Below are 19,371 nucleotides of genomic sequence, written 5' to 3'. Positions count from 1 at the left end.
AACAGTGCAGCGGCAGATAGCAGCCGCGACTTGTCAGCCGCCGCATCGAATGTATAATGGCCACCTCGCTTTCGGGGGAGTAGCCAGCCCAGGCAACTAACGGCTTGGGAGTAAACATCAACATACTTGGCCTCATGCCATGGTGTTTACGATAAATCAGTGATTTATCCGGCAAGACCTGAGTACGACGAGCCACAACTATACTATTTCGGGGTGGCGGGCTGGTCGTGCTTGTTGGTTTGCCACCCCTGGAACGCATCATGTTAGAAGCCTTTACCGCCTCCACGTTAACCGTGGCCATCGCCGAAATCGGTGATAAAACCCAACTGCTTGCCCTGCTGCTGGCTGCCCGCTTCAAAAACAAGACCGCCATTATCCTTGGCATTTTTATTGCGACCCTCGCAAACCATTTTGCAGCCGCCTGGCTTGGCCAATGGGCATCGGGGCTAATCAGTCCTGAGCTGGCACGCTATCTGGTGGCGGGCAGTTTCTTTGCCATCGCCCTGTGGGTGCTGGTGCCCGATAAAGTGGAAGCCGAAGAAAGTGCGCTCTATCGCTTCGGCCCCTTCCTGGCGACCCTGGTGCTGTTTTTTATTGCCGAAATCGGTGACAAGACTCAGGTAGCCACAGTCGTGCTGTCGGCACGTTACGATGACTTGTGGATGGTGGTGATGGGCACCACAGTGGGCATGCTGCTCGCCAACGTGCCTGTAGTGATTGCCGGCCATTTCAGCGCCGACAAGCTGCCGATGACCTGGATCCACCGCGGCACGGCTGTGCTCTTTGCCGTGATGGGCGTAGCCACGTTGATGTGGCACTGAGTCGGGACTGAATACGAAAAAGGGAAGCCATGGCTTCCCTTTTTGTTCTCAAGCCTGATTGTGCGGCTTAGAGCGCGGCGCGAATACGCTGGCCGTAGTCGGCATCCGCCTGGTCGAAGTGCGCCAACATCCGCTGCTGCACTTCTGTTGTTACCTGGCGCAGGGTCGAGGCGATGGTCTCGGCGAGGCGATTCTTCTCCCCTTCACTGAACAGGCGGTACAGGTTACCGGCCTGGGTGTAGTCGTCCTTGCCGTAACGGCTGTAGCGGGCGGCTTCACCTTCGAGACGCAGCGGCGGCTCAACAAAGTGGCTGGCATCCGCCAGGGCACCGGTTGCCGTGCTTGGGCCATAGTTGGCGCTGGCATCACCACCGGTCTGGGTCTGCTGACCTGTGCTCTGGTGACCATTGCCCTGATGGAACGGGCACTGGGTACCGGCCATGGCGCCACCACGCTGGTGATGATTGGCCACAGTGGCATGTGGGCAGTTTACCGGCAGCTGGTTGTAGTTGGCACCGATGCGATAGCGCTGGGCGTCGGCATAGGCAAACAAACGGGCCTGCAGCATCTTGTCCGGCGAGGCGCCCACACCCGGCACCAGGTTGCTGGGGGCCAGCGCCGCCTGCTCTACTTCGGCAAAGTAGTTCTGTGGCATGCGGTTAAGCTCCAGTACCCCAATTTCAATCAGTGGGTAGTCCTTGTGTGGCCATACCTTGGTCAAATCGAACGGGTCGATATGATAGGTGTTGGCATCAGCTTCCGGCATGATCTGCACATTCACGGTCCAGCGCGGGAAGTTGCCATCCATGATAGCCACCATCAGATCCCGCTGAGAGGAATCCGGATCTATACCCTTGAGCTTATCGGCCTGTTCATTGGTCAGGTTCACCACACCCTGCTGGGACTTGAAGTGGAACTTGACCCAGAAACGCTCGCCCTTGGCATTCCACAGGCTGAAGGTGTGGGAGCCATAGCCGTGCATCTGACGATAGTTGGCCGGAATACCACGGTCAGACATCAGTATGGTCACCTGATGCAACGCCTCAGGATTCAGCGACCAGAAGTCCCACATGGCCTGAGGATCTTTGAGGTTAGTCTGAGGGTTACGCTTCTGGGTGTGGATAAAGTCCGGGAACTTGATGCCATCACGCAGGAAGAATGTTGGGGTGTTATTACCCACCACATCGTGGTTACCCTGCCTGGTGTAGAAGCGCACTGCAAAACCACGCGGGTCGCGCTCGGCATCGGCAGAACCCATTTCACCGCCCACGGTGGAGAAACGCACGAAGGTTTCGCTCACTTTGCCTTCGCCGATGAAGTGGTCGGCAATGGTGTACTCAGACAGGTCGCGGGTCAGGGTGAAGGTGCCGTAGGCGCCTGTGCCCTTGGCGTGCACAACCCGCTCAGGGATGCGCTCGCGGTTAAAGTGCGCAAGCTTTTCAATCAGTTGCCAGTCTTGCAGCAATACAGGGCCGCGGCTGCCGGCAGTCAGGGAATTCTGGTCATCGGCGATAGGAGCGCCGTTCTGGCTGGTGATATAGTGACTCATCTGCATTTCCTCTTATTTATCCGTTGATTTCGTTGACTGCCCGGCGTACCAGGCTTCTATCAGGTCATAAAGGGTGGCCATCTTGCCTCCTGTGTGCTGCGACCTTGTCGATGAGGAAAGACTACGCCAATCGAAAACTTAGATAAAACGATTAAATCAGATGATTGCAATCTATCATTTCGATGAAATGAATAATTTTTAATCGGCAAAACAAAAACGCGGCCTGGGCCGCGTGTTTGCTGGGGAGAGCTTAGTTACTGTCTGGCTCGCGATAAAGCTTCACCAAATAGTAAGCATCAATCAATACGATAAAGAAATTCACCAGCGCCACAGGCAAGGCGTCGATGGCGAGGCCATAGGCCACAAACAGCGCGGCGCCAATCAGGTTCCACCAGCGCAGTTTTTTAATGTTGGCCATCATCAGGGAAATGGCCACCACCACAGAGGCCAGATAGCCCACCCATTCCCAGATTGTTGCTGTGTCCATCGTTAATCCCTCAAGGCTGCGGTGACGACGATTTGTGATACTGACAGTCTAGTTCAGCGCTCAACAACCGCCGCCGTCATACGTGAAATACAGGTGAGTTCACCGGCGCCGTTATGCACCAGCACCTCCCACACAGAGCTGCGTTTACCCAGATGCACCGGCCTGGCAGTGGCGGTAAGCACACCGTTACGGGCGGCGCGCAGGTGGTTGGCGTTAATCTCCTGCCCCACGCAGTAAAACTTTTCAAAATCCACCACGAAATTGGCGGCATAACTGGCCACTGTCTCGGCCAGTACCACATTGGCACCGCCATGAACTATGCCGAGCGGATTGTGCACCGCCGGAGTAGCTGGCATGGTCGCCTTCATATAATCGTCGCCGATTTCGCTGATTTGGATCCCTAGGGTCTTCATCAGGGTGCCACGGCCATGCATGCCTTCGTCCATTTTGGCGCAATCTTCCAGGGTGACGGGCCTGAACCAAATACTCATTCGTTGTTCCCCAACATATGGATTATTGCGCCAGTGTACTTGCCACTGTGCCACAGGTAAACCGGCGGCCACGTCCTCCCGTGGTATGAAAAGCGCTTGAAACTGGAAAGAAAAAGGGGATGCAAGCATCCCCTTTTTATGTACCCGGCTAGCCTGAGGGCCCCCGGGTTTCAGCTCTTAGCGCACCCGACGGCGGCCCAGACCCACCAGGGTCAACAGTGCCAGCATCAGACCACCAATCGCGCCACCATCATCCTTCTTATCGGGATAGCTCAGGGCCACAATCACAGGGTCGTGATCGGACGCTGAGAAGGCGTTTTCGGATTTCTCCAGGCTACCGGTGAACTTCTTGCCGTATTCAAACAGGTTGGATTCCACCGCGTTGATGTGCCAGTCCTCGATATCCACCACCCGCTTGGCCAGGCTGTCGTTGCCCAGGGCATGGTCGAGGTTACCCAGCTCACCGTTGTAGCTGTAAGAGTAGGTATCGGCGCCATGTACCTGAGTATTCAGGTTAATCAGGCCGTAGCCCTTCTCAATCACTGAGCCTTCCTGCTCGAAGGTTTTGCCTGCCAGCGTAGTGTAGCTGGCGGTTTTCACCGCACGTTCGGACTTGGCGGCATCGTAATCGGTCAGCACCCGCACCGGATCTTCCATGCCGTAAGCGTTCAAGTCGCCAATCACCAGCAGATCGCCTTCGATGTCTTTTACCGCTTCGCCAATCACCTTGGCCGCAGATACGCGGAAGGCATTACACTTGCCCTGCAGATCGGCCGGATCGCGTTTTTCATCAAAGTTTACCCAATCTTCAAGACAGCCAGAGCCCTTGGACTTGAGGTGGTTAACCACCACGGTCAGCTTGTCTTCTTTCACCTTGAAGGTTTGACCCAGACTGTGACGCTGGTACTTGTCCTGCGCCGGGCTGGTTTCAACTGTACCCTTGTTGTCGCGGCTGGCCACGCCTTCCGGCGCATGCTGCTCAGGGGTTTCAATTACGAAGGCAGCACTTTCCGGGGTCACCTTGGCCGCGCGGTACAACATACCCACCGTAATGGCATCGTTACCGAAGTATTTGCCGTCGGTCTTGTCGGCGTCGGCAATTTCCACAAAGCTGTAGGCGTTGTCGGCCGTTTGCTCGGCGTTCAGGGCATTCAGCAGATCCTGAATCGCACTCTTCTCACCAAAGCCGTTGTTGGCAATTTCCATCAGGCCAACAATGTCGGCATTCATGGCGGTGATGGCATTCACAATTTTGGTGCGCTGCAGAAGCATTTCTTCTTCAGTGAGGGCGCCGCGGTTGGAGCCGGTTGGGTTGGCATCGCCGCCCACCACATCGTTGAAGAAGTTCAGCACGTTAAAGCTGGCTACACGGATATCGCCTTTCTCGGCCACAACCGGGGCCTCGGTGCGATCCATACCACGGACGATGTCGGCCGGAGTAATGGTGTTGGTGGTTACCAGGCGGTATTCGTTGTAGCTGTAGCTCACCATGCCTTCGAGGCCCTTGAGCTCATCGCCCACGCGGATATAACCGGTTTCTGCGTTAAAGTCAGGCAGGAAGGGCACTACGCCATCGGCGGCCTTGAAGTCAGACTCAACAAACAGCTCGTTGCCACGGTTTTGCTTCTCAAGGGCAATGGCTTCTTCGCTGAGGGCCGGATGCACCTGAGTGGGCTTCATCAGCGGCGCCTTGTGGGACAGCATCAGGTTGTTGCGACGACCGGCATAGTCGTAGCTGAAGGTACGGCTGACTTTCATCTCGCTGCCGGCATCCAGCACTATCTTCATGCCTTCGAAGCGCTCCAGCGCCTGCTCCAGGGTCTCGCCTTCGGTCACCGCAAAGGGCACAGCGCCGGGCACCTCGCCCTTGGCCCCCACTTCAAACTTCTTGTCGGCCTTAATATCGATTTGGGTCAGGCCGTAATACTCTTTTACCTTACCCTGAACGCAGACTTCGACGCCGGGCTGAATGGCTTCAGGGGCGGCTTCGCCGAGGAACACAAAGATACCGTCGGAGGTCAGCGGCGAGTTGTCGCCTTTAACATCCTGCAGATAGAAGCCTTTGGCCAGGCTCTCACCCCGGGCTGACACCACGCCGCGCAGGGTCACTTCTGCTTCGGATTCAAACTTGCCATCGGGTACCAGCGGGCTCTTGTCGCCGCTGCCCTGAATGTCATAAATAGGCACCAGGGTTGCACCGGCGCAGCTGAACGCAGGCACTTCAGGTGCCAGTGCGCTGTCCAGGCTGCCAAGGCCAGAGAAGGTATCTATGTCAGAGGTGTCCCAATCGGCTTCGTTGAATACAGTCGCGGATTTCAGCGCGCTGCTCTTGCGGGCGATAGTGACGTTCAGGCCCCAATCTTTGGGGGTGGGGATAGCACCTACTACATCCACGATGGCGCCGTCTTTCATCAGGGCCACGGCGTCAGTGCCATTAAAGTACAGATCGCCCGTCATGGCGTCGGTACCGGCCGGCAGGGTAATGGCTGCGCTTGGGTGGGTGATCACCTTGATGCCCTTGGCACCCAGGGTTTGACCATCCAGAGCCACCATGTTGGTGGGAGTGGTGGCGCCATCTTTATAGCGCACCAGGGTGTAACCGGTCAGATCAACGGCCGCATCGCCGCTGTTATAGAGTTCAATCGCCTTGTTGTTGGCACTGCCTTCAACATACTCGGTGATCATCACATCGGCTGACGCTGCCAATGGCATAGCCGCCGCAACTGCCACAGCAATGGCAGTCAGCTTTTTAACATTATCCATATTTTCAACCCCGTTATTTTAATAATGGCGTTATCTTTCGTTAACGCGGGCGGGATTGTTACAGAGTTAAAACTCTAAAAGAAGAGCTTGGATCACAGTTCGGGGAAGGGTCTATTGGGCTGTGTCACACTCAAGACTGAATAAATAGCGAATATGCACAATAACCGGCGGCCGAAGAAGATTGAAAAAATCTTAAGATACAAATACTAAATGAAAAATTTTAGGGTGTTGCATACGCTAATTTGGTGAATAATTCCTGCCAAAATGGATAAAGCCACGCTGGCGAAACCTGATTCAAATGCCGATATTTTGCGCGACAATTTTCCGCACGGTAGACGATAAAATTGCTTTTACAGCAAGGCGTTATCAAAAGTGACCGCGGATAAAAAAAGCGGCCATAAAGGCCGCCTGAAACTTACTGCATGCGTCGGCTCAGTTAAACACCAAGCGGCGACACCTTCGCAGGAGATGACACCGTGGGTGCCCGGTATCATGGTCTCGAAGAGTAAAAGTCGCCCACATACTGTGCCCACTTGGCCACTCCTTGGAAAGCCCGAGGGCCTCAGTTCATACTAAGCTACTAATGCTAAACAGCTAGCCCACCCAGTAACCCTTCGACAAAACCGGCACCATCCGGCTGTTATTGTTAGCTTTTTACAAAGACTCATACCCGTCATACTCGCGATTTTATCTCATCAATTAAATAGGCTTTCTTCCAATTGTGACCTGAGTCTCAACTCCGTAAGTTGGTGCCTGAATTAGGTGCAATGTGCACTGGAGTTTCACGCATCGCAAAGGAGTGTCGAGTGTCTTACACGAAGACGTTGTTCATCAGCACCTCCCTTCTGCTTTGCAGTCTCGGTGTATCGGCCAATGGCCCGGACATCGAGGCCGGCGAATCGCAATCGCTCCCTGTGACTCTGCAAACCCTGTTGGAATCCAACGGCAGAGACAACCTTATCGAGCTGTTTCAGATAGGTGTACAGAATCAAGTTATTGCCGCCCAGTCGGGTGAGCACAACCAACTGATGCTGACACAAATAGGCGTGGGGAATGAAGCGACTGTGACCCAGCTGGGGTTCAACAACGAGGTGGACCTGCTGCAAGCGGGTAATCACAACAGCGCTGAGGTAACCCAGATTGGCGATAACAACCTGGTACAACTCACGCAGTTGGGCAGTGCGAATTTTTCAATACAACAAATCGGCGATGGGGCATCCATAGCCGTGACTCAATATTAACAGGGAGCGTCAAATGAAATCACAAGCAAAGAAATCACTCCTGGCTCTGGCCATCTCTGCCGGTATCGGTCTGTCTGCTCAGGCCATGGCAAGCGATGTGAGTGAGATCGGCGTAAACCAGTCCGGTGAGCGTAACGAAGTGACAGTTGAGCAAACCGGCGTATTGAACGCGGGTGAGTTTGCCCAGATTGGTAATGACAACAAAGGCACCATCACCCAGGACGGCGTGTGGAACGAAGCCTATGTGACTTCTACCGGCAACGAAAACTCAGTCACTGTTGACCAGTCTGAAGATTGGCACATTGCCAGCACCAGCCAGACCGGTGACAACAACGTGGACAACGTGACCCAATCAGGCTTCTTCAACCAGAGCACTGCCGACACCGTGGGTAACGGTAACGGTGTTGATGTGATGCAAGCAGGTGCCCTCAACGAAAGCAACGTGGAACTGACCGGCGACAACAACAGCGCCTGGGTTGATCAGGAAGGCGACAGCAACTACGCCGTATTCCGCGTACAGGGCAACGACAACGACGGTGAAATCACTCAGGTTGGTAACGGCAACCAGGGCGGCCTTATTGCTCTGGACTTCAGTGCCAACGTGGGTAACAACAACGACGTGACCGTGTCTCAGCTGGGTGACAACAACGTTGGTGGTGTGCGTGGCGTAGCCGGTGACAACAACGAAGTGGAAATGGATCAGCAAGGCAACAACAACGTAGCCTTCGTTTATGCCCTGCAAGGCAGCGACAATGATCTGTCCATGGTGCAGGAAGGCGACCGCAACTCTGCCGTGCTGGAATTCACCACAGGTGACAACAACGACGTTGAAATCACTCAAACCGGCACCGAAAACGCCATTGGTGATTCTCTGGTTGCCGTTATCGAAGGTAACGACAACCAAATCGACATCGAACAGGATGGCAACCTCAACACAGCTCAGTTCATTGTTGCCGGTGACGACAACGATGTGGATCTGGAGCAGGAAGGCGACAGCAACTACGCCGAATTCGTAGCCATGGGCAACGACAACACCCTGGATCTGAGCTCAGAAGGTAACAGCAACGAACTGCAAGCCGGTGCCTTTGGTGAAGACAACAGCATCGAAGTTATGCAGGAAGGCGACACCAACTTTGCTTACGTGGTCACTGCCGGTGACGACAACGAAGTTGACGTGACTCAGGAAGGCATGAGCAACGAAGCCATAGTTACCGTTGAAGGCAACAGCAACACTGACGTGGTAGCTGCCCAGACTGGCGACCTGAACGTACTGGATCTGCTGATTTTCGGTGATGAGAACACAGCCGACATCGCTCAAACCGGCAACGGTAACTGGGTTGGTGCCGCTGATGGCAACGGTGCTTTCGCCATCACTGGTGACGGCAACAGCCTGATGATCGCCCAAACTGGTAACGACAACCTGGTAATGGGTTCTCAGACTGGTGCCAACAACGTGATCAACGTAACTCAGGTTGGCAACGAAAACGTTGCTACCGTTATCCAGCACTGATAACAGCCGCGCCCTCCCCGGAGGGCCAATTCCCCGCACCCGCGACGGGAACTGAAAAAGGAGCCATATGGCTCCTTTTTTGTTTGGCGGCATTGCTCATTTATTGGTATCTGCAAGCGCTAAGCCACGCTTTAAGTAAACAAATGAGCGAAGCCGCATCGCGGCTAAAGCCAGATAACAGTTGAAGCCAGATAGCTCTTGAAGAGAGAGCACTGTTGAAGAGAGAGCACTGTTGAAGAGAGAGCACTGTTGAAAAGAGAACACTGTCGAAACGGGATGCCAATCCAATCGCTGAAACGGCCCGCGACGCCAATAAGCCGCAGCCATAAGATGAGGGTTTCAGGCTTTCACATAAACAGACGCTAGCCCAAAACACAAAAAAGGAGCCCCGAGGCTCCTTTTCTGAACTTGTCTGCTGAACGCAATCAGCAGCAGGATAAATCAACTGACCAGGGCAAAGTGGCTCTGGTGGGTCTGGGCCCAGCGCAGCAGCTCAACCCGGTTGCGGGATTGGGTCTTTCTGAAAATCGAGGAAATATGCGCTTTTACTGTGTGTTCGCTGATGCACAGGCGGTCGGCAATTTCCTTATTGCGTGCGCCACTGCCCACCAGCTGAATAATGGTGCGTTCACGGCTGGTGAGTGACTGCAACATGGCCATGGCGTCGGCAGACACTTCGGCATTGTTATCCAGCTTATTCACCAAACGGCGGAACATCTTGCTGATGAGGGGACGGTCGAACCACAGCTCGTCAGCCACCATCTTACGCAGGCCGGTCAGCATGAGATCCATGCGCTGATCGGCAAAGAGTACCCCACGGATCCCCAGCAGCAGCGCCGCTTCCTGATCCAGCGAGTCACGCTCCACCTGATACAAAGCCACAGGTACATGGGGCACCAAGCGACTGGCCAGCAGCGGAATGCCCTTGTTATCGAGCGCCGCCCCTTTTTGGGCAATCAAATAGAAAGCCTGGCTGCCCTTTTCGACATCCAACTCGCCGGGGTGTTTTACGATACGGGTCTTAAGCCCGATGGATTCGGCCAGAATGGCCAGATGACATGGTGCAACCAATTGATGCACAAAAACTAATTCATTCACCGTATTCAAAGTGCTATCTCCCTTTACGTGACCTCGGTAATCAGACTTCCCTGTATGGCTAAAAAACAACCAGACTCTTGAACCGGAAAAACCATTTTGAGGGCTCGCAAGTATAAAACCATAAGTCGTACGTATGAATCAAAATAACAACCTGTTTGAATGATATGCGGTAAAGGTGTTGGAGGGGGTAAGTTGCACTCCTGACGGGCTTTTGCGACCAATGTGAGCTTAAGACTTATTTTTATTAACAAATGTAAACTGAGCAATTTTGCACCCAGATGTCGCCTGCATAATGTATCCCCAGCGGGGTAGTACGACCGGGCTAGCCCTTCTTAATAACCTTCCGCTTTGCCTTATGTGATATTGTTCTGGTTTTTGAATAAACACTTTAGCCATCCAGCCCTCCACACTGTGTAAAAAAAATGCTACTTTGGGCGAGCATTGACAGTCAGCAGACAATTACAACTATTTGGCATTTGAAAGAGGGTATCTACACCATGGCGAAACATTCGCTGGATAAGGATAAGATCAAGTTCCTGCTGCTCGAAGGCGTCCACCAATCTGCGGTAGATGTACTTGAACGGGCGGGCTACACCAATATTGAATATCACAAGGCCTCTCTTGCCGATGATGCGCTGGCCGCATCCATCAAAGATGCCCACTTCGTCGGTATTCGCTCCCGCACCCAGCTCACCGCTGAGGTGCTGAAGAAAGCCGAGAAGCTGGTTGGTGTTGGCTGCTTCTGTATCGGAACCAACCAGGTTGACCTCAAGTCCGCCGAATTGGCCGGTGTCCCTGTATTCAACGCCCCTTTTTCCAATACCCGTTCGGTTGCCGAACTGGTGCTGGGCGAAATCATCATGCTGATGCGCGGCATTCCCCAGCGTAACGCCCTGTGTCACCGCGGCGGCTGGCTCAAGAGCGCCAATGGCAGCGTGGAAGTGCGCGGCAAGACCCTGGGCGTGATTGGCTATGGCCATATCGGCACCCAGCTTGGCATTCTGGCCGAAACCCTCGGCATGCGGGTAAACTTCTTCGATATCGAAGACAAGCTGCCCCTCGGTAACGCTCAGCAGATCCATTCACTGGAAACCCTGCTGGCCACCAGCGATGTGGTGAGCCTGCACGTGCCAGAAACCCCACAAACCAAAGACATGATTGGCCGCACTGAGCTGGCCACCATGAAGAAGGGCAGCTTCCTTATCAATGCCTCCCGCGGTACCGTGGTGGATATTGACGCCCTCAGCGCTGCACTGAAAGAAGAGCACATCGCTGGCGCCGCCATCGACGTGTTCCCGGTCGAACCCAAGTCGAATGACGATATCTTCCAAAGTCCGCTGCGTGGTCTGGATAACGTGATCCTTACCCCACACGTGGGTGGCTCTACCGAAGAAGCCCAGGAAAACATAGGTATCGAAGTGGCCGGCAAACTGGCCAAATACTCCGATAACGGCTCCACAGTGTCGGCGGTGAACTTCCCTGAAGTATCGCTGCCGCTGCACAAGGGCACCTCGCGCCTGCTGCACATCCACCAAAACCGCCCCGGTATTCTTATCAAGATTAACCAGGCGTTTTCCGAGAAAGGCATCAACATCTCGGCCCAGTACCTGCAAACCACGGCCGATATCGGTTACGTGGTAATGGAAGTGGATACCCACCAGGCCGAAGAGGCGCTGGAGCAAATGCGCGCCATCGAAGGCACAATCCGTACCCGTCTGCTGTACTGATTTTTCTGTCAGCCACACAAAAGGTGCCCTGTGGCACCTTTTGTTTTTTGCGCGCCTGAGCCATTCACCCGGCCAGCGCTATCCGCTACAATCCAGAACAACTCGGTTCATTTCAAGGAACAGGCAATGACATTTACCGTCTCACAGGCCACCTGGGCACTGGACAGCGAAAGCCCGGCGCTTACCCTGAGTCTGCTTAATCATCTGGGGCTGGTGTCAGTCACCGGCGAGCAGGGCATCAGTTTTATTCATGGTCAGGTCACCGCCGATGTAACGTCGCTGGAAAAGGGCCACTGGTGCTGGGGTGCCCACTGCGATCCCAAGGGTCGTATGCTGGCAAGCTTTCGCGCCTTTAAACTGGATGACGCCCTGATGCTGCTTGCCCCCCGCAGCGCCATCGAGGTATCACTGCCGCAACTGAAAAAGTATGCGGTATTCAGCAAAGCTGAACTGACTGATTTAAGCCAGGAAATCAGCTTGATTGGCGTTTCCGGCAGCGAAGCCACTGCCTTTGTTGGCAGCTACTTTGGTGACCTGAGCGATGCGGTCAGCTACACCGAAAAAGGCACTGTCATCCGTGATGGCGAGCGCTTTATACTGCTGCTCGACAAAACCCAGGCAAGCGCTCTTATCGATGCCAGCGGTCAGCCACTCTACGGCGCTGGTGTATGGCAGGCGCTGGAAATTCGTGCCGGTTACCCCAATATCGCCGCCAATCACGCCAGCGAATACATTCCGCAAATGTGTAACCTGCAGGCGGTGGGCGGCATCAGCTTCTCCAAGGGCTGCTACATGGGTCAGGAAACCGTGGCCCGCACCAAGTATCGCGGCGGCAACAAGCGTGCCCTTTACATCCTCTTTGGTGAAAGCCAGACGCCGGTGCGCCTCGAAAGCACCCTGGAAATTGCCGTTGAAGGTGGCTATCGCAAAGCCGGTAATATCATCGAAGTGGTCAGCCGTGGCGGCAAGGTACTGATGACGGCTGTGCTCGCCAACGATACGCCGGCCGATGCCGTGCTGCGTCTGGCGGATGATCACGAGGCCGGTTTCCGCTTGCTGCCACTGCCCTATTCTCTTGAAGAAGAATAGTCTTGAGGACGAATAGCCTTGAAGCGAATAGTCTTGAGGACAAATAGTCACTTGAAGATTATTTCCCACAAGTAAGGCACCGCCCAATAAAAAAAGCGCCATAGGCGCTTTTTTTATATCTGAGCCAGTGCAACTGAGCCAGTGCATCTGAGTGGCGAGGCTCAGGTTTCAATATGCTGGTCGCGAATGGCAATCACCTCGGGCAGTATTGTCTTGAAGTGCTCGACCAGCGCCGGGTCAAAGTGCTTACCCGCTTCGGACTCCAGCAGCGCCATGGTGTCCTCAATGGTCCAGGCCTTTTTGTAAGGGCGAATCGATGTCAGCGCATCAAACACATCGGCGATGGCAACGATACGCCCCTCAATGGGGATCTCCTCGCCCTTAAGGCCACGCGGATAACCGGAACCATCCCATTTTTCATGGTGTGTCATCGCAATACGGCGAGACATCTGCAGCAAGGGATCCGGGTGCTCACCGATGATCTCGGCGCCGATTTCGGCGTGCTGCTGCATGATTTTCCATTCATCCGCATCCAGCTTGGCGGGCTTTTTCAGCACTGCATCCGGGGTGCCGATTTTGCCGATATCGTGCATGGGAGCAGCGTTGTAGAGCATTTCACAGAAGGGATCGGGCAGCCCCGCCTGCCGCGACAGCAACCTGGCATAATGGCTCATACGTACCACGTGCAGCCCGGTTTCATTGTCCTTGTATTCGGCGGCGCGGCCCAGGCGACGGATAATCTCGAAACGGGTGCGCTCAAGTTCTTTGGTGCGCTCACGGACCTGCTCTTCCAGCAAGCGTTTCTGATCGTACAGCGCCAGATGATTTTTCACTCGCGCCTTCACAATCGGCGCACTCACCGGCTTGGTGATATAGTCCACCGCCCCCAGCTCAAAACCCTGGGTTTCATCGGCTACCTCGGCCATGGCGGTCACGAAAATCACCGGAATATGGGACGTCATGGGTTCCTGCTTCAAGCGGCGACAAACCTCGTAGCCACTCATGCCGGGCATCATCACATCGAGCAAAATCAAATCCGGCGGCGAACTCTGTGCCACGGCCAGCGCCTTGGGGCCATCAATCGCCACTTTCACCTTGTAGTCCTGCCCCAGGATCCCCACCAGAATGTCGATATTCTCAGGGGTATCATCCACTACCAACACTGTGGCTTTATCGATTGTCACCTCGGTTATCTCCCTTAATTGCCCCGCCTCAGACACTGAGTTCGGTACTGCTGTGTTCCTGTTCCAGTTCCTGAAGCAGCTCACGCACCAGATCGGCGCCATCGTCGAACTGGTAACCCGCCACCATTTCCCGCACCGGCCGCAAACGGCTCCACAGGGTTTGGCTGACCTGCCCGCCGAGGGCGTCCAGCGCCGCAACCGCGCCTGAGTCTGAATCGTCCAGCATGCCAAGCACCTGATGCAGAGTCTCTATCAGCTCCTCATCGCCAAGCATTGGCCCGGCCTCACCGGCGGCGTCGGCATTGCCAGTTACCGATGCCTCGGCCCAGCGCTCAATCGCAACCACTATCGGGGCAAGGACGGCCTCAAGCTCAGCCAATGCTGCTTCGCAGGGCTCTTTATTCATCAGCAGGCTTTCCAGCGACTTGGCCGCCGACACCAAAGGCTCGGCGCTGAGGTTACCGGCAACCCCTTTGAGGGTATGGGCCAGACGCACGGCCTCTTCCTGCTCTCCCGCTGCCAGCGCCTTGCGGATCCGCGCAGGCGCCTTGGCCTGGCTGGAAATAAAGCGCTCCAGAATGCGCCGATACAGGCGCTCTGAGTGCTGCACCAGCTGCAGCCCGCGGTCGATATCCAAATCCTCATGCTCGGGCCAGCTCACCAGCTGCGGCTCCGTGTTTGGCGCCAATGCGGCTTGTGCCACATCGCCGGGGTCGGCATCGGGGCACAGGAATCGCAACAGCGCCTGATACAAGAGCCCCACCTCGATAGGTTTGGCTATATGGTCGTTCATGCCCGCCATCAGACACATTTCCTTATCACCGGCCATGGCATTGGCTGTCATGGCGACCACCGGCAAATCGGCAAGTCCGGGCATTTTTCGCAGTTCACGGGTGGCCTGATAGCCATCCATCACTGGCATCTGGCAATCCATCAGCACGATATCGAAGCGTTGCTGACCGAGTTTTTCCAATGCTATCTGGCCGTTATCGGCAATCGACAACTCAACGCCCACTTGCTCGAGAAACTCGGTGGCCACTTCCTGATTCATCTCGTTGTCTTCCACCAGCAGCACCCGTTTGCCCTTAAGCCCGGCAAGCTGGGTGGCGCTGAGCGGCTCATCGGCACGACGACGCACAGGCTTGGCGCCCTGACGACCCAGCGCCAGCATGATGCCGTCGAGCAGCCGCGAAGCGCTGATGGGCTTGGTGATATAGCCGCTTATGCCCTGTGCTTCCACTTCATCGATAAACCCGGCATTGGCGTGGGCCGACACCATCAGCACCAACGGCGGTTTGGCCAGCTGGCGCATACCGGCGGCGGTTTCCAAACCATCCATCTCCGGCATTTTCCAGTCGACCAGCGCGACTTTGAACTCCCGTTGCTGGCATTTCTCCAACGCTTCCATGCCGCTGCGGGCGGTCTCTACCGCAAAGCCCATGCTTTGCAGCGTGGTGCGCAGAATGTCGCGGGCGGTGCCGTTATCGTCCACCACCAGCACCGGCATGCCTTCCAGTTCCTGCTCCACATTGAGCCTGGCGTTTTGCGCCACCTTCGCGGTGATGGTGAAGAAGAAGGTACTGCCGTTGCCAAACTGACTTTCGACACCAATTTCGCCGCCCATCAGCTCAACCAATTGCTTGCAAATCGCCAGCCCAAGGCCGGTGCCACCATATTTGCGGGTGGTTGAGGTATCTGCCTGGCTGAAGGACTTAAAGAGTTTGGCCTGCTGCTCAGCAGTCAGACCTATGCCGCTGTCGCGCACCGCAAATTTGAGCTGTACTTCATCGCCATCGCGGGCCAGTTCGCTGATAGACAGCATCACCTCGCCCCGTTCGGTGAACTTGATGGCGTTGTTCATCAGATTTATCAGCACCTGACCGAGGCGCAGTGCGTCCCCTTCAAGATGGCGGGGCACATTGGGGGCAACAGAAAACAGCAGCTCCAACTGCTTATCTTCGGCTTTGACCGAGAACATGTCGCCAAGATCTTCCAGAATGGTGTCGAGCTGGAACGGCAGGATCTCAATATCCAGCTTACCGGCTTCAATTTTGGAGAAGTCGAGAATGTCATTGATGATCCCCAGCAGTGACTGGGACGCCCGTTCGATTTTCTCCACATAGTTGCGCTGCTTGCGGTCAAGCTGGGTCTGCAAACACAGCTGCGACATACCGATAATGGCATTCATGGGGGTGCGGATTTCGTGGGACATATTGGCCAGGAAGTCGCTCTTGGCCTGATTGGCGGCATCGGCATCTTCCTTGGCGGCCAGCAGTTCATCTGAGAGCAGCTTAAGACGGGTGATATTGGCAATGCTCATTACCACAGAGCGCTCGTCATCCTCTTCATCAAGCTCGGAGGCAATCACCGCCATCCACATCAGCTCACCGCTGTCGCTTTGCATCCGCCACTCGCCGCTGATACTGCCCACATCACTTTCGGCCAACGCCTGATACAGATTGGTGGCAAGCTCCCGGTCCTCGGGCATCATCAAATCGGCCAGCGCCCGGCGCTTGAGCTGCTCAGCGCTCATACCCAGATCGTTGCTGAACTGGGCATTGCAGTCCTTAATCATGCCGCGATCGTCCAGGTTGACGATACCAATGCCGGCGTTATCAAACAGCGCCCTGAAGTGTGCCTCACTCTTGGCAAGCTCAGTCTCCATCCGCTTGCGGGCACTGATATCCATCAGATAGCCGTTCCACACCAAGCCATCGGCCTGCTTGCTGCCACGGGCTCCGGCCTCGAGCCAGCGCACCTCGCCGGAGGGGAATTGGTAGCGGAACGCCTTGGTCCACTGCATGCCGCCCTTACCTGCCAGAAGTCGGATAAACTCAGGTCGGTCGTCTTCGACAATACGCGTGGCCACCAGCTCAAAATTATCCATAACTTCATTACGATGGAACCCGAGCGTGGCGATAGCGGCGCTGGACAGAAAGGTAAAGCTGCGGTCTTTTTCGCTGCGCCAGGTCAGCTGGTACACGGTACTTGGCACCGACTCGGTAATGGTTTCCAGCCGCTCACGGGACTGCTCAATCCGCTCCTGCGCCAGCTTTTGCCCGGTGACATCGTTGATGGCGCCATCGAACCAAACAGGATTGCCATCGTCATCGTAGCTTGCCTTGCCTTTTTCATGGATCCAGCGAACAGAGCCGTCGCGATGACGGATACGGTACTCCACCTCAAAATTGTGCTGCTCGGCCAGGGCGCCGCCGATCACCTCATCGCAGTGCGCCAGGTCTTCATCGACAATCAGCGAACCGAAGCTGCGCTTTTTGTTCTCGATAAAGTGCCAGGCCGGATAACCGGTGATCTCGGTGATGTTGTCACTGACATATTCCATCACCCACTCATCGGCGATGCGGGTGCGGTACACGGCGCCGGGGATATTGGACACCAGCCCGCGGAAACGGCTTTCGCTTTCGCGGATTTGCTGCTCCACTTGCTGCTGTAAGGTCAGATCCCGCACCGAAGCGGCCACCTGCCGCTGACCGCGATGATCTGCAGGCAACAAACTCAGGCCAATCTGCACCGGGAACTCGCTGCCATCGCGCCGCAGTGCACTCAAGGTCTGGCCATCGGCCATGGGCCTGTCTTTGCCCTGCCTCACAAACTGGCGCCTGTCTTCGGCGTGGGCAGCTCGTTTGGCCTCGGGCATCAGGTTTTCGACATTCAGCCCAAGCATTTCATCGGCACGGTAGCCAAACAGCGCCTGACAGCGACTGTTGCTGAACACCAGATTCCCGGCTTCATCCACAATCAACATGGCCTCGGGGGCGGCCTCAAGCACGGCGCTGGACCAGGCCGCGGCAGAAAACTGCTCGGTCACATCGTTAAACAGCATCTCCACCGAAATAAGCTGACCTTCTTCATCCACAAGCGGCTGCATAAACACATCGAGTCGCCGCAGGCGGCCATCGGCAGCTTCCATTTCCACCTGATGCGGCGGTACATTTTCACCGCCGAGGGCCTGCTCCATGTACTGCCAATTCTGCTCATTCACGGGATTGCTGGAAAACAGCCGCTGATACTTGCGCTTCAGCAGCTGCGGCGACAATCCAAGCACCTTCTCAACCCCTTGGCTGACCTGTTCAATGGCGCCATCAGGCCCCATGGAGCAGTAGAAGGACTTCTCGCTCATGCCTTCAATAAGGCGGGCAAAACGGTTACCCCGGGAATCCAGCAGCGCCTGTTCGCGCTCTTCCAGCGCAACCGCCATCTCATTGAATTTATCGCTTAAGGTGGCAATTTCCCGCACCGCGCCTTCGGGCTTTTCGAGCCGCTTGATAAGGCCTTTGCTGAAACCGACGATACCGGTTTCCAACTGCTCCAGTGGTGCAGTCAGCCGTTTGGCACTGAAATAACTGGTCACCAGCAGCAACAGGGCCAGCAGTGCCAGACTCAAACTCAAGGTGCCAAAGTCGCGGCTCAAAGCCTGAATCAGTTGCTGTTCGGGGGTAATAACCAACACCCGCCAACCCAGCATGGGAATGGCGGCAATACTTGCAAGATAGCCTTTACGGTTCAAATCCTTAAGGGCCACATCCTGCTTGTCGGCCGCCAGAATATGCTTAAGCGCAGCCTCCCCTTCCACGCCTTTGGCGAGCCAATCGGCCAGGGATGCACTGCGGGAAAGGTTATTGTCGGGGTGATAAATCAGCTTGCCGCGATTATCGACCACCAGCAGTTGCTTGGGGTCTACACCTAAGCGGATCGGCATGCTGGAGAGCGCCAGATCCGTGGTCACAACTCCCAACGGCTTGCCATCCTCCCCACTCCCGAAGGGCTGCGAGAAGGTGATCATCAGCGCATCACCGGCGCCATCATCGAAATAAGGGGAAGTCCAGTAACCGTTTGGCGATGCGATGGCCTCACTCCACCAGTCCCAATCGCCATTGGTGTAATCGTAGGATGCAAGGCCGATGTCCTTATTAACCAGCTCCAGATCCTGACGATAGACATAGGGGGCAAACAGCCGCTGGCCGGGCAAAAATTCAGGCCGAAAAGCAATGGCCGAGCCATAAAAACTGCTATTCAGCCGCAGTCGCTCGGCCAACTGGCGATAGAGCGCAGGCGCAGATGCGAGTTCTTCGGGGTTGGCAAGGTTGGTGAGCGAGAAAGCCAGCGCCTGGGTGTCGCGCTGGGCAAGGGTGAGTTCAAACTCTAATCGCTTGGCGGCGAAGTCCGCCTTTTCAGCCAAATCGACAAAAAAGGTCTGTTTGGTTGCCTGATAATCGAGCCAGGCAGTGACCAGCGATACCCCTGTCATAAGCACAATCAGAGGCAGCGCAATTTGCAGCAAGATACGGCTGCGGAACGTCCTGAGTTTGGCGTCCTGCATTGTGACCTCCACTCTTGTCACCGGCGTTGGCCGGTGAAGCGGTCAGGCACACTCTTCCCTACCGTGGGAA

12 protein-coding genes and 1 riboswitch are annotated in these 19,371 nt (G+C 55.5%); of the genes, 5 read left to right on the top strand and 7 right to left on the bottom strand.

Annotation, left to right across the window (positions count from 1 at the left end):
• Window positions 1-62: 62 nt before the first annotated feature.
• Window positions 63-170, top strand: a riboswitch (yybP-ykoY riboswitch).
• A 90-nt stretch (window positions 171-260) separates the two neighbouring features.
• Window positions 261-821, top strand: coding sequence for a TMEM165/GDT1 family protein (locus MJ923_RS10135; protein ID WP_214505910.1), 561 nt, complete (start codon window positions 261-263; stop codon window positions 819-821).
• Window positions 822-888: 67 nt separating this feature from the next.
• Here MJ923_RS10135 and katB read toward each other — a convergent pair whose 3' ends face one another.
• The 4 genes from katB to exeM all read right to left on the bottom strand — a co-directional run bounded on the left by katB (window position 889) and on the right by exeM (window position 6,111).
• Window positions 889-2,370 carry a catalase KatB gene (gene katB / locus MJ923_RS10130; RefSeq protein ID WP_240590975.1) on the bottom strand — a complete coding sequence of 494 codons (1,482 nt, stop codon included), beginning with the start codon at window positions 2,368-2,370 and terminating at the stop codon, window positions 889-891.
• 250 nt (window positions 2,371-2,620) lie between these two features.
• Window positions 2,621-2,857, bottom strand: a complete 237-nt coding sequence (locus MJ923_RS10125; protein ID WP_126168122.1) for a YgjV family protein — start codon at window positions 2,855-2,857, stop codon at window positions 2,621-2,623.
• A 53-nt stretch (window positions 2,858-2,910) separates the two neighbouring features.
• A complete protein-coding gene (locus MJ923_RS10120) occupies window positions 2,911-3,348 on the bottom strand; it encodes a PaaI family thioesterase (RefSeq protein ID WP_126168123.1) in 438 nt (145 codons plus the stop codon).
• Window positions 3,349-3,525: 177 nt separating this feature from the next.
• Window positions 3,526-6,111: an extracellular exonuclease ExeM gene (gene exeM, locus MJ923_RS10115; RefSeq protein WP_240590974.1), complete on the bottom strand. Its 2,586-nt coding sequence runs from the start codon at window positions 6,109-6,111 to the stop codon at window positions 3,526-3,528.
• Between the two features lie 806 nt (window positions 6,112-6,917).
• Between exeM and MJ923_RS10110 the strand changes: the two genes are divergently transcribed.
• Window positions 6,918-7,352, top strand: a complete 435-nt coding sequence (locus tag MJ923_RS10110; protein ID WP_338092227.1) for a curlin repeat-containing protein — start codon at window positions 6,918-6,920, stop codon at window positions 7,350-7,352.
• A gap of 13 nt (window positions 7,353-7,365) precedes the next feature.
• Window positions 7,366-8,862, top strand: a complete 1,497-nt coding sequence (locus tag MJ923_RS10105; protein ID WP_240590973.1) for a curlin — start codon at window positions 7,366-7,368, stop codon at window positions 8,860-8,862.
• 441 nt (window positions 8,863-9,303) lie between these two features.
• On the opposite strand, the gene MJ923_RS10100 is transcribed toward MJ923_RS10105, so the two are convergent.
• Window positions 9,304-9,969 (bottom strand): helix-turn-helix transcriptional regulator, encoded by a 666-nt coding sequence (locus MJ923_RS10100; protein WP_126168127.1) that lies wholly within the window; start codon window positions 9,967-9,969, stop codon window positions 9,304-9,306.
• A 488-nt stretch (window positions 9,970-10,457) separates the two neighbouring features.
• Between MJ923_RS10100 and serA the strand changes: the two genes are divergently transcribed.
• Together serA and ygfZ are read left to right on the top strand one after the other, a co-directional pair.
• Entirely contained in the window at window positions 10,458-11,687 is a 1,230-nt protein-coding gene (serA, locus tag MJ923_RS10095) for a phosphoglycerate dehydrogenase (protein WP_126168128.1), read from the top strand.
• Between the two features lie 126 nt (window positions 11,688-11,813).
• Complete coding sequence (gene ygfZ / locus MJ923_RS10090) at window positions 11,814-12,776, top strand: tRNA-modifying protein YgfZ (protein WP_240590972.1); 963 nt, start codon at window positions 11,814-11,816, stop codon at window positions 12,774-12,776.
• A gap of 161 nt (window positions 12,777-12,937) precedes the next feature.
• Here ygfZ and MJ923_RS10085 read toward each other — a convergent pair whose 3' ends face one another.
• Complete coding sequence (locus tag MJ923_RS10085) at window positions 12,938-13,954, bottom strand: HD domain-containing phosphohydrolase (protein ID WP_240591268.1); 1,017 nt, start codon at window positions 13,952-13,954, stop codon at window positions 12,938-12,940.
• A gap of 34 nt (window positions 13,955-13,988) precedes the next feature.
• Window positions 13,989-19,301, bottom strand: coding sequence for a PAS domain S-box protein (locus MJ923_RS10080; RefSeq protein WP_240590971.1), 5,313 nt, complete (start codon window positions 19,299-19,301; stop codon window positions 13,989-13,991).
• Window positions 19,302-19,371 lie beyond the last annotated feature (70 nt).

Source organism: Shewanella zhuhaiensis, from assembly GCF_022484835.1.
GTDB lineage: Bacteria > Pseudomonadota > Gammaproteobacteria > Enterobacterales > Shewanellaceae > Shewanella > Shewanella khirikhana.
Note: the sequence above shows the minus strand (reverse complement) of the source record. Positions and strands in the feature narration are given on the sequence as shown.